Origin of the sequence: Streptomyces sp. NPDC056948, assembly GCF_042674225.1 — a bacterium.
GTDB classification, from domain to species: domain Bacteria; phylum Actinomycetota; class Actinomycetes; order Streptomycetales; family Streptomycetaceae; genus Streptomyces; species Streptomyces purpurascens.
The window spans coordinates 1-12,276 of sequence record NZ_JBHUQX010000285.1; the positions used below are offsets into that span (position 1 = coordinate 1).

Annotated in this window: 9 protein-coding genes; 5 read left to right on the forward strand and 4 right to left on the reverse strand. The window is 71.1% G+C overall.

From position 1 onward, the window contains the following. Positions 1-73 precede the first annotated feature (73 nt). Entirely contained in the window at positions 74-2,653 is a 2,580-nt protein-coding gene (locus ACFTZL_RS30255) for an ABC transporter permease (RefSeq protein ID WP_382588906.1), read from the reverse strand. Then, positions 2,650-3,438, reverse strand: coding sequence for an ABC transporter ATP-binding protein (locus ACFTZL_RS30260; protein ID WP_193480003.1), 789 nt, complete (start codon positions 3,436-3,438; stop codon positions 2,650-2,652). The genes ACFTZL_RS30255 and ACFTZL_RS30260 overlap by 4 nt, the downstream gene beginning before the upstream one ends. Positions 3,439-3,827: 389 nt before the next feature. Here ACFTZL_RS30260 and ACFTZL_RS30265 point away from each other — a divergent pair, with 389 nt between their 5' ends. The 5 genes from ACFTZL_RS30265 to ACFTZL_RS30285 all read left to right on the forward strand — a co-directional run bounded on the left by ACFTZL_RS30265 (position 3,828) and on the right by ACFTZL_RS30285 (position 10,615). Beyond that, positions 3,828-5,321 (forward strand): MFS transporter, encoded by a 1,494-nt coding sequence (locus ACFTZL_RS30265; protein ID WP_382588908.1) that lies wholly within the window; start codon positions 3,828-3,830, stop codon positions 5,319-5,321. 19 nt (positions 5,322-5,340) lie between these two features. Further along, positions 5,341-5,850: a GNAT family N-acetyltransferase gene (locus tag ACFTZL_RS30270; protein ID WP_382588910.1), complete on the forward strand. Its 510-nt coding sequence runs from the start codon at positions 5,341-5,343 to the stop codon at positions 5,848-5,850. An 81-nt stretch (positions 5,851-5,931) separates the two neighbouring features. Continuing rightward, the gene (locus ACFTZL_RS30275; protein WP_382588912.1) at positions 5,932-8,379 is read left to right on the forward strand and encodes a hypothetical protein; all 2,448 of its coding nucleotides are present in this window, start codon (positions 5,932-5,934) and stop codon (positions 8,377-8,379) included. Positions 8,380-8,570: 191 nt separating this feature from the next. Next, entirely contained in the window at positions 8,571-9,005 is a 435-nt protein-coding gene (locus tag ACFTZL_RS30280; RefSeq protein ID WP_382588914.1) for a DUF485 domain-containing protein, read from the forward strand. Then, positions 9,002-10,615, forward strand: coding sequence for a cation acetate symporter (locus tag ACFTZL_RS30285; protein ID WP_382588916.1), 1,614 nt, complete (start codon positions 9,002-9,004; stop codon positions 10,613-10,615). The genes ACFTZL_RS30280 and ACFTZL_RS30285 overlap by 4 nt, the downstream gene beginning before the upstream one ends. Before the next feature lie 88 nt (positions 10,616-10,703). Here the strand turns inward: ACFTZL_RS30285 and ACFTZL_RS30290 are convergent, their stop codons facing one another. Then, positions 10,704-11,597, reverse strand: coding sequence for a cellulose-binding protein (locus ACFTZL_RS30290; protein ID WP_382588918.1), 894 nt, complete (start codon positions 11,595-11,597; stop codon positions 10,704-10,706). A 143-nt stretch (positions 11,598-11,740) separates the two neighbouring features. After that, positions 11,741-12,202 (reverse strand): carboxymuconolactone decarboxylase family protein, encoded by a 462-nt coding sequence (locus ACFTZL_RS30295; RefSeq protein ID WP_382588920.1) that lies wholly within the window; start codon positions 12,200-12,202, stop codon positions 11,741-11,743. Between the last annotated feature and the right edge of the window lie 74 nt (positions 12,203-12,276).

A 12,276-nucleotide genomic window follows, 5' to 3' on the forward strand; every position in this document is an offset into this window, starting at 1 on the left:
GGCGGAAACCTCCGGGGCGGGCCCATCCCCCGCAACCCCCGTGTGCGGTGGTTCTCGGTGACGACTGGTTCCGCTACTCCGTCGCGATCGCGTTCAGGACGTTCATCCGGCCCGCCCGGAACGCCGGGATCAGTGCCGCGAACAGGCCCACGAAGGCCGAGCTGACGAAGACGCCGATGATCGTCGGCCAGGGGATCTCCAGGACCATCAGGCCCTCCAGCGCGAGAAGCTGCTGCGCGGTGGCGCCCCAGCCCATGCCCAGTCCGAGGCCCAGGAGGGCGCCGAAGAGGGCGATGACGACCGACTCCATGCGGATCATGCGGCGGAGCTGGCGGCGGGACAGGCCGATCGCCCGCATCAGGCCGATCTCCCTGGTGCGCTCCACCACCGACAGAGCCAGGGTGTTCACGACACCCAGGATGGCGACGATGATCGCCAGGGCCAGCAGGCCGTAGATCATGTTGAGCAACTGGCCGATCTGGTCCTTCAGGGCTTCCTTGTAGTCGGTCTGGTCGCGCACGGTGTACTGCGGGTAGTCGTGCATGGCCGACTTCAGGCTCGTGTAGGCGGCGTCCTGCTGCCCGTCCTTGGCGCTGACGAAGAGCAGCGAGTCCAGCGGCATCTTGTCGGCCGGGACGTACTTGGCCATCGTCGAGATGGACGTGTACATCGCGCCCGCGTCGATCACGACGTCGCTGCTGGTGATCGCCCGGACCGTCAGATCGGCCTCACGGCCGTCCTTGAAGGCCACGGAGATCTTGGACCCGAGGCTGATGCCGTGGTCCTTGGCGAACTTCTCGTGGACGGACATCGAGTCGGGCTTGTAGGCGTCGGGGAGCTTGCCGGCGACCGTCTCGGTGCGCAGGTCGGTCGCGTACGAGGGGTCGGCGGCCGTGATCGCCGTGTCCTTGAGCTTCTTGCCGTCGGGGGTGGTGAAGTCGGCCTCGGTCCACTTGTACTCGGTGACCCGCTCCACGTCCGACGCGGACTTCGCGGCCTTGACCGCCTGCGAGGTGATGAGCTGGCCGCTGTCGGACTGGATGATGAAGTCCGTGCCGACGGTCTTGTCGAGCTGGTCGGTGGCGGAGGCCACCATGGAGGAGCCGACCACGGACAGGCACGCCACCAGGGCGAGGCCGATCATCAGCGCGGCGCCCGTCGCGCCGGTGCGGCGCGGGTTGCGCAGGGCGTTGCGCTCGGCCATGCGGCCCACGGGGCCGAACATGCGCAGCAGGACGGCGCCGAGGACACGGACCACACCGCCGGCGAGCAGCGGGCCGATGACGACGAAGCCGATCAGCGACAGGACCACGCCGAGGCCGAGCCACAGCGAGCCCTCCTTGGCCTGGTCGGCGGCCGCCGCGAGATACAGGCCGAAGGCTCCGCCGCCGGTGAGGACGGTGCCGATCGCGGCGCGGATCCAGCCGGCCTTGGCGTCCGCGGGGGCGCCCGCGTCGCGCAGCGCTGCCATCGGGGAGATCTTGCCGGCGCGCCGGGCGGGCAGATAGGCGGCCAGGACGGTGACGATCACGCCGAGGACCAGGCCGACCACCGGGGTCGTCCAGGCCACCGTCAGGTCGTCGGTGGACAGCTCCATGCCCATCTGGCCCATGAGCTTCATCAGGCCGATCGCGAGGCCGACGCCCGCGGCCACACCGAGCACCGAGCCGACGAGGCCGAGCAGCAGCGCCTCGGCCAGCACGGAGCGGTTGACCTGCTTGCGGGAGGAGCCGATCGCCCGCATCAGGCCGATCTCCCTGGTGCGCTGGGCGACCAGCATGGAGAAGGTGTTGATGATCAGGAAGATGCCGACGAGGAAGGCGATCCCGGCGAAGCCGAGCATCGCGTACTTCATGACGTTCATGAAGCCCGCGACGCCCTTCTGATTGGCGTCGGCGGTCTCCTTGGCGGTCTGCACCTGGAAGTCGCCGCCGAGTGCGGCCTTCACGTTCCGCTTCAGCCGGTCGTCGCTGACGCCGGCGGCCGCGGTGACGTTGACGTTGGTGTAGACGCCGCTCTCGCCGATCAGGGTCTGCTGGGCGGTCTTCGTGTCGAGGTAGAAGATCGCGGCACCGGGGTTGGTGACGGTGAAGTCGGCGATGCCGGAGATCTTCGCGGTGTGGGTGCCCGTCGCGCTGATCACGCCGATCGGGTCGCCGAGCTTCAGGCCGTGCTTGTCGGCGGTGTCGGCGTCGACCATGATCTGGTCGGCGCTCTTGGGTGCCGCACCGGAGGTGATCTTCATGGTGCGGGCTTCGTTGCTGTTCCAGCCGCCGACGATGGTCGGGGCGCCGCTGGAGGGCGACAGGTTGTCCTTGTCGGCGTCGACGACGGTCACCGAGGTGGAGAACACCGTGCCCTCGGCGGACTTCACGCCGTCGGCCTTGCGCACCTCGGCGAGCACGGAGGCCGGCATGACCGGCGGCTTGCCGTTGTCGGAGGTCGTCTCACCGCTTTCGGAGGCGCCCTTGGGGCTCACCGTCACGTCCGAGGAGGTGGCGGCGAAGAGCTTGTCGAACGTGGTGGACATGGTGTCCGTGAAGACGAGCGTCCCGCAGACGAAGGCCACCGACAGCAGGACGGCGATCGCCGAGAGCGCCATGCGGCCCTTGTGCGCGAGGAAGTTGCGCATCGAGGTCTTCATGACGGTCATGACGTACGCCCCCGGGCGTCGAAGTCCTTCATGCGGTCGAGGACGGCGTCCGCGGTCGGCTTGTACATCTCGTCGACGATCCGGCCGTCGGCGAGGTACAGGACACGGTCCGCGTAACTGGCGGCCACCGGGTCGTGGGTGACCATCACGATGGTCTGGCCCAGCTCGTCGACGGAGCGGCGCAGGAAGCCGAGCACTTCGGCGCCCGCGCGCGAGTCGAGGTTTCCGGTCGGCTCGTCCCCGAAGATGATCTCGGGCCGGGCCGCCAGCGCCCGCGCCACGGCGACACGCTGCTGCTGGCCGCCGGAGAGCTGGGTGGGCCGGTGCTTGAGACGGTCGGAGAGCCCGACGGTCTCCACGACCCGTCCGAGCCACTCCTTGTCCGGCTTGCGGCCGGCGATGTCCATGGGCAGCGTGATGTTCTCTATCGCGTTCAGCGTCGGCAGCAGGTTGAACGCCTGGAAGATGAACCCGATCCGGTCCCGGCGCAGTCGCGTGAGCTTCTTGTCCTTCAGACCGGTGATCTCGGTCTCGTCGAGGTAGATCTGCCCGCCGGTGACGGTGTCGAGCCCGGCCAGACAGTGCATGAGCGTGGACTTGCCGGACCCCGAGGGGCCCATGATCGCGGTGAACTGGCCGCGTGCGATGTCCACGTCGACGTGATCGAGGGCGACGACACGGGTCTCACCGGATCCGTACGCCTTCACGACCTGCCGCGCCCGCGCGGCAACGGCCGTACGCCCTCCAGTACCCCCGTGCCTGGGAATGGTTACAGCCGATGTCACGGTATGTCTCCTATGTCGGTCAGCAGATGGTGAAGTGCCTCAAGTCTTCCGGCGGGGAGGGGTCCGGCGCCCTGGTGCTCAGCGCAGTCTTTTCCTGTGGAAAACCCCACCCCCGCCGGTGTGCAACACCGCCCCCCGACGGCGTAAAGCCAGGTTAAGGAGCAGCCCCCGCGCGTCTCGTCCTCCGCCGGTACGAACCCTCCCCAGGTCGTAGTACGGAGGTACCCCTAGGGGCAGTCCACCGAAGGGTGGAGACCGTCTCAGGGTTCGCTCCACCCGACGGCCCATTCAGGCTCCACCCTCCCGCGGCGTCAGGGTCAAGTGGGAAGCTGTCCGGCGGTAGATAGGTGCAAGGGGCAGGCAGGCAGGCGCGAGGGGGAGGCACCCGGGTGGGAAGCACCAGTTCCGCGGCACGTGAGGCAGCGCGTCCCGCGACGACCGGCCGGCGCGGAGCCGTCGTCGCCGCGTTGATGCTCTCGATGGCGCTGGCGGCGCTCGACTCCACCATCGTCTCGACCGCCGTGCCGCAGATCGTCGGGGACCTCGGCGGATTCTCCGTCTTCTCCTGGCTGTTCTCCGGCTATCTGCTGGCCGTGACGGTCACCCTGCCCGTCTACGGCAAGCTCTCCGACACCTTCGGCCGCAAACCGGTCCTCGTCGTGGGCTCGGTGGTCTTCCTCCTCGGCTCCCTGCTGTGCGCGCTGGCCTGGAACATGGAGGCGCTCATCGCCTTCCGTATCGTGCAGGGCCTGGGCGGCGGCGCGCTCCAGGGCACGGTGCAGACGCTCGCCGCCGATCTGTACCCGCTGAAGGACCGCCCCAAGATCCAGTCGAAGCTCTCCACGGTGTGGGCGGTGTCCGCGGTCGCCGGGCCGGGTCTCGGCGGGGTGCTCGCCGCGTACGCGGACTGGCGGTGGATCTTCCTGGTCAACCTGCCGATCGGCGCGGTCGCGTTGTGGCTGATCGTGCGTCATCTGCACGAGCCGGAGCGGGAAACCGGTACGCACACGCGCGTGGACTGGGCGGGCGCGCTCGCGGTGTTCGCCTGCGGCGGTGTCCTGCTCGCGGCCCTGGTGCAGGGCGGGGTGGCCTGGCCCTGGCTGTCGGCGCCCTCGTTCGCCCTGTTCGGTACGGGGCTCGCCCTGGTCGCGGTGGTGGTGCTGGTGGAGCGGCGGGCGGCTGAGCCGATCATCCCGGGGTGGGTGTGGCGGCGCCGTACGATCGCCGCGGTCAATCTGGCCCTGGGCGCGCTGGGCCTGCTGATGGTGGCGCCGACGGTGTTCCTGCCCACCTACGCCCAGGGCGTGCTGGGCCTGGCGCCCGTGGCCGCCGGATTCGTGCTCTCCGTATGGACGTTGAGCTGGCCCATATCGGCGGCCCTGAGCCAGCACGTGTACCGCAGGATCGGCTTCCGCAACACCGCGATGCTGGGCATCGGCGCGGCGGCGCTGATCCTGTTCGCGTTCCCCTTTCTGCCCTACCCGGGGCAGGCCTGGCAGCCGACGCTGCTGATGCTGCTGCTCGGCGCCGCGCTGGGCCTGTTCCAGCTTCCGCTCATCGTCGGGGTGCAGTCGACGGTGGGCTGGGCGGAGCGGGGTACGACGACCGCGTCCGTGCTCTTCTGCCGCCAGACCGGCCAGACGATCGGCGCGGCCCTCTTCGGCGCGATCGCCAACGGGGTGCTGGCCGCCAGGCTCGGCGGCGCGAGCGACCTCGACTCGGTGACCCGGGCACTCGACTCGGGCACCGCGCCCGAGGCGACCCGGCGGGCGATCGCCGACGCGGTGCACGCGGTCTACCTGGGCGCCTCGTGCGCGGCGGCGCTGGCGTTCCTGGTGCTGCTGTTCCTCGCGCCCCGGAAATTCCCGGTGCTCAAGGACTGACCGTCCGTATCCTCCGGCCATGGTGACCTTGGAACCACTCCGTGCCGATCACGCGGACGCGCTGCTGGCCTTCGAGCGGGAGAACCGCGCGTACTTCGCCCGCACGGTGCCGGACCGCGGGGACGTCTTCTTCACTCCGGCGGGGTTCGCCGAACGCCTCCGGTCGCTCCTGGCGGAGCAGCACGCGCGCGTGTGCCGCTTCCATGTCGTCCTGTCGGAGGAGGGGAACCTGATAGGCCGGGTGAACCTGATGGATCTGGTGGACGGCAGCGCCGAACTCGGCTACCGCGTCGGCGAACAGGCCGCGGGCCGGGGCGTGGCGACGGCGGCCGTCGCGCAGGTGTGCCGCCTGGCCGCCACCGAGTACGGGCTGACGTCCCTCACCGCGGTCACGACGCTGGACAACCCGGCCTCGATGAGGGTCCTGGCCCGTAGCGGCTTCACGCGGGTGGAGGAGACAACCGTGGGCGGCCGCCCGGGAGTCCGCTACGTACTCCGGCACCTCGGCACCACCCCCGACGGCCCCTAGGGCGCGACCCCGACCCGTTTCCGGGGCCGGGCACTCTTGCGGGTGACGCGCGGCGATGGGCGGTGCGTGTCTGCTGGTGGCATGGACTTCAACAGGCGCACGGCGATGGCAGCGGGACTCGGAGCGGTGGCGGCGGCGAGCGGCGTCACCGCCTCGGCAGGCGGCGCCACCGCCTCGGCGGCCACCCCCACGACGGTGACAGTGACGGTGCAGGGCGAGGCCGCGGTGCGGACGAACATCCCCGTCCGCCGGAACCGCAGGGCCTCCGGAGGGCGATATCTGGGGTTATGGACGAGCGAGAAACCCCCGGCCCGCACCGGCTGGTACGCGACGTACACCGTGCGCGTCCCGCGGGCCGGGGTGTACGCGCTGACCGCCGTGGCCACGGCACCGGTCGAGACGCCGCACACGGAAGCCGTCGCCTCCTACCCGCACCTGTCCGTGAACGACGGCCCGTTCACCGAGATCGCCCGCTCGCAACCGCACTGGTACGAGTCGCCGCCGGCCTGGGGCGACCTGTCCGTCCTGGACCTGGGCGTGGTCGAACTGCGGGGCGGCACCGACACGCTCACCTTCCGCGTCACCGAACCGGCCGTCCTCGACGACACGACCGCGTACGTCCTGACCCTGGACCGCTTCACCCTGCGCCGCCTGGAGGGGCACCCGGCCCTGCGCGAGCTGTCGGTTCCCCGGCACCGCGAGGGCGAACCGGCCCGGCTGCGCCTGGCCCTCGACGGACACACCACGCACGCGTACCCAGTGCGGTACACCGTCAGCGACCACCACGGCCGCCAAGTGATCACCGGCCAGGCCACCATCGCCGCCGGTGACGCGGGCGCGACGGTCACGCTCCCCGATCTGCCCCCGGGCCACTACCTCGTGAGGGCGGACGGCGTGACGGGCCGGTTCGCGCGTCTGCCGGCACGGCCCGCCGTGACCGGCCCGACCAGCCGCTTCGGCGTGAACGTCTGGGCGTCCTCCCTCGTCCCGCCGTCCCGGCTCGCGGACTTCGCCGCCGCCCTGCGGGACATGGGAGCCGGCTGGGTGCGGGACGGCCAGTCCTGGCCCGCGGCCGAACCGGCACCCGGCGTGTACGACACGGCACAGCACGACCGCCGCACCCGCACCCTGCGCGCCCACGGCCTGGCCGTCCTCGACGTGCTCTCCCCCGCCCCCGAGTGGGCCATGACCGACGCCTCGCTGCCGCTCCCGGCGGACCTCAGGCACGCCTACCGCTACGCCCGACGCCTGGCGGCGGCCGCCCCCGAGGCCCTCCAGTTGTCGAACGAACCGGACGTCGACACCACCCGCTGCACCGGCGACGCCCACGCCGCGTTCGTGAAGGCCGCCGCGCTCGGCATCAAGGACGCGGCGCCCGAGCCCTGCCTGGTCGTCCTGCCGGGCATCGCGCAGACCGGCCCCTTCCAGGACCTGGTGCTCGCCAACGACGTGGTGCGGTACGCCGACGCATGGGCCTTCCACGGCTACCCGGACCCCGCCGAACCGGGCGAACCGAGCTTCCCGGGCGCCGCGGACGAACAGCACGAGCTGGCCCGCCGGCACCAGGCGGACATACCGCTGTGGATGACGGAATGCGGCGCGTTCCAGAAGGCACGGCCGGGGGAGGACCTGACGCCCGAGCAGGAGATCACGCAGGCCCGGTACGTGGTGCGCTCGACGGTGGAGGGCCTGGCGGCGGGGAACGACCGGCAGTTCTGGTTCGCCGGCCCGCCGCTGCACGACGACGGCGTCTACTTCGGCCTGCTCGACCGCGACTTCCGGCCCCTGCCCGCCTACAGCGCGTTCGCGGCCCTCACCTCGCTGCTCGGCGCGGCACACTTCACCGGCCCCGCGCCCCGGCTGCCGGACGGAGTGCGGGGCTTCGACTTCGACAGCGGGCGCGGCGAGCGGGTCACGGTCGTGTGGGCGGAGCGGCCCGTACGCCTGGACCGATACCTGAGGGGGACGGCCTACGACACGATGGGCCGCCGCCTCCCCGCCGGTCGGCCGGTGACCGCCTCACGCGACCCCCTCTACGTCGTCACCCCCGCGGACGCGCCCGCTCCGCTGAGCACCACGGGCCCGAGGGCCCGCCTCTCCCCCGCCGAGCACATCGTCCTCGCCCAGCGCTTCTCCGCCCGCGACGCCGCCCCCGGCAAGGACGACGGGGACGCGCCGCCCCCGCACGGCTACCGCCTCGGCCGCCGTACGCGGATGACCGTCGACGTCTACAACTTCGGCGACGCCGTGCGCCATGTGACGGTCGCGGCGGAGCCGATGGGCGACGGGTGGACCGTGCGGGCGCAACAGGGGCGGGCGCAACAGGGGCGGGCAGAGCAGGGGCGGTCGGAGCAGCGCCGGGAGGCGACCCGCATACGCGTCCCGGCCGGAGGGCGGGTCGGGGTCAACTTCACGGTCCGCGCGGAGAGTTCGGTTCCGCGCCGGATCGACCGGCGGCTGGCGTTCGGCGCGACGCTCGACGATCGCACCGAAGTGCCGGCGTCCGTGGCGCTGATCCATCTCAAGTAGCCCGCCCAGGACGCTCAAAAACCTGAGTTAACGGGGGTAACACCCGAGGTCGGAAAGGTAAGCGCATACCGACCGATCAGTTTGGCGAAACCCTCGCGCTGCCCCGGTACTGCGAAGTAACGTGCGTGGCTCCCGCCCCCCACCTCCCTGCGGCCCGCCGCACCGGATCCAAACCTCGCAAGGAGTACGGGATGTCCTTCGACCCGTCACCGTCCTATCGGTACCCACCACCCGATTCCTCGCCCTCCTATGACACCTACCCCTGGCAGCCGCAGCAGCCGCCCGAACCGCCCGAGCGGCGTCCCCAGCGCCACGCCGCGCTCGGCCACCACAGCGACCTGCGGGTTCTGCGCAGCGCCTACCGCTGGCAGCGGCGCGTGGCCACGCTCACGGCACTCGGCTACTTCACCCTGTTCCTGATCCTGTCGGCGTCCGCACCGTCGTTCATGACGAGCACCGTCACCGACGGCCTGCCCACCGGCCTGCTGCTCGCCCTCATCCAGGTCCCCGTGACCTGGCTGGCCATCGCCCTGTACGAGCAGACGGCCCGCCGCCGCGTCGACCCGATCGCGGACCGGATACGCAAGCAGGCCGAGCTGGACGCCAAGCGGGAGGCGGCACGGTGATCAGCGAGTTCAGCGGCAACGCGCAGGCGATGTCCCTGGTGGGCTTCACATCGGTGGCCACGATCACCCTGCTGCTCTGCGTGATGACGGGCCCGGACCGGGACGACCTCGACGAGTTCTACACCGGCTACAGCTCGCTGTCCCCCATGCGCAACGGCCTGGCGATCGCCGGCGACTACATCTCCGCCGCGACCGTCCTCGGCACCGGCGGCGTGATCGCCCTCTTCGGTTACGACGGCACCGTACTGGCCCTGAGCACGGCCCTGTCACTGATGCTGCTGATGTTCCTGCTGGCGGAACCGCTGCGCAACGCGGGCCGGTTCACCATGGGCGACGCGCTGACCCGCCGTATGCCGGGACGCGGTGTGCGGATCGCGGCCTGTGCGGTGACGCTGGCGGCGCTGGTGCCGCTGATGCTGGTGCAGTTGGCGGGGACCGGGCAGCTCATGGCGTTCATCCTCGGCTTCTCCGGCGAGTCGATGCAGACGGGCTGCATCATCGGCGTGGGCGCGTTGATGATCAGTTACGCGGCGATCGGCGGCATGAAGGGCACCGCCCTCATCCAGATCCTGAAGATCGTGATGCTGCTCGGTTCGGGCATGGTGGTCGCGGTGCTGATCCTGAACCGGTTCGACTGGGACCCGGGGGCCCTGTTCGGCGCGGCCGCCGACAACAGCGGCGTGGGCTCGGCGTTCCTCTCGTCCGGCCTGCAGTTCGCGGGCGGCCCCAGCCCCGGCCTGGACATGATCACCTCGCAACTGACCGTGGTCCTCGGCGGTGGGGTCCTGCCGCACGTCACCATGCGCATGTACACCGCCTCCAGCGCCCGGCAGGTGCGGCGTTCGATGTCCTGGGCGGTGTCGGGCGTGGCCCTGTTCGTGCTGGTCATCACGGTCATCGGCTTCGGCGCGACCGCGCTGGTCGGGCGGGAGACGATCGCGCAGGTCGACCCGCAGGGCAACACGGCCTATCTGCTGGGTTCGCAGGCGGCGTTCGGCGCGGAGGTGTCGACGGCGGAGACCTTCCTGTTCACGACCATCACCACTGCCGTCTTCCTCACGCTGCTCGCCTCCGTCGCCGGCATGATCCTCGCCTGCGCCAACTCCCTCGCACACGACGTGTTCGCGGCCCGGGTCCAGGAGATGTCACCGCGCCGCGAGATGACACTGGCCCGGCTCTCGGCACTGGCGGTGGGCATCCCCGCGATCCTGCTGGCCACGCTCGTCCAGCACCGCAGCCTGCAGCCCCTGGTGACGCTGTCCTTCTGTCTGGGCGCCTCGGCCATCGCGCCGGCGCTGGTCTACAGCCTCTTCTGGCGCCGCTACACCCGGACGGGCCTGCTCAGCACCCTCATCGGCGGCTCGCTGGCCGTCCTGCTGCTGATGCCGGGCACCAACCTGGTCTCCGGCTCGCCCGTCTCGGCCTTCCCCGACGCCGACTTCAACTGGTTCCCGTTCACGACCACGGGCCTGCTCTCCATACCCCTGGGCTTCGCCTGCGGCTGGCTGGGCACCCTGGCCTCCGGCCGCCGGAAGTCGGAGGAACAGCGCCACCAGTACGAGGCGGTGGAGGGCTGGATCCTCGCGGGCGCGGTACGAAAGAACCCCTGACCGGAAGCGGCACGGCACGACGCCCCGCCGGCCTCGCGCACGAGCGCCGGCCGGGGCGTCACCCACCCGCGACGCACGACCTCCGATGTCACTCCCCCGTCGGCCCCGCCGGCCCGGCCCACGCTGCCAGGCTGGCGTGTACGCGGTCGATGTGGGCCCGCACGTCCTCTCCCTGCTCCGCGTGCGCGCACAGGAGCCGCTCCGTCTCCTCCTCGACGCGGTCCGCGTGTTCCCGGGCCTGGGCGACCAGCTCCGCGGCACGCTCCTGTGCCTCTTCCTGCCGGCTTCGGGCCGATTCCTCGGCGTCGGCGAGGGCCTGCTCCGCCTCGGACAAGGCCCGCTCGGCGCGCGCCACCGCCTCCGCGTGGTGCGCGTCCAGCTCCTCCGCCCGGGTCACCTCCTCCCGCTCCACCTCCGCCCACCGCTCGGCACGTTCCTTGTCCCGCTCGGCGAGCATCCCGGAGGAGCGCTGCCGCATCTCCCGCAGCGCGGCCAGCGCCTCACCTCGCTGTTCCTTCGCCCCGCAGCGGACCGAGACACGGATCTCGTCGGCCTCCGCGCTCGCCACGAGCAGCCGCTGCCGGGCCCGTTCGTCGGCGTCGGCGCGTACGGCGTCGGCGTCCGCCTGCGCGGACTCGCACATCTCGGCCGCGGAAGCCTGCGCCTCCTCCACGAGTCGCCGCGCCTCCTCCCGCGCCCTGTCCCCTACGGCCGCGGCCTCCTCCTCGCCGAGTTCGAAGAGCCGCCGCGCCCCCTCCCCGAGCGACGCGTAGTCCTGCGGAGCGAGCCCCGCCACGGTCTCCCGCAGCAGCGCCAGCTCCGCGTCCATCTGCCGGGCGAGCACCGTCAGCCGGGCGGCCCGCTCCCAGGCCGCGTCACGATTCTGGGAGACGGCCTCGGCGTATCTGTCCACCTGCTCGGGACGGTAGCCACGCCCCCGCCCGACCACGAAGCCGTGCGGCGACACCGACGCGCTGCTCATCCTGGAACCCCTCTCCACCTCACCGACGCGAAGCCGCACAACAAACGGGATGATTTCGCGCACATCTTGGTGGATCAGGCAGAAGTGTTCATAACGCGACACTCCGCACAGAGGTCACGGGCCCTCGACCGGACCGTACGCCGTCAGCCCCAGGTGGTACCGGCGGGCTCCTGGATGGTCGTGTTGATGCGGTTGAACATGTTCGTGAGCGAGACGGTGAGAATCAGCCCGGAGAGTTCCTTCTCGTCGAAGTGATCGGCCACCTCGTCCCACAGAGCATCCGGAACCGACTCCTCCGAAAGGTCCGCGAGCCGCGTGATCGCCTCCGTCAGCTTCAGCGCCGCACGCTCGGCGTCCGAGAAGAAGGGGGCGTGACGCCAGGCCGCGACGGCACTGATCCGCTCCTCGCTCACCCCGGCCTTGCGGAGGTTGACGGTGTGCCCGTGCACGCAGGCGCCACAGCCGTTGATCTGGCTGGCGCGCAGCCCGACGATCTCCGCCAGCTCCTGCCGCAGGCCGCCCTCCCCGATCGCCTGGAAGATGCCGCCGATGCCCTTCATCGCACCGGGAAGGACGTACGCCGGGTTCGTCATCCGTGCCTGCATGATCTCTGCCTCCTGTGTCGCCGGTCCGTCGCTGTCACCGCACTGACGAAGCGGCACGAGCAGATGTGACAGCC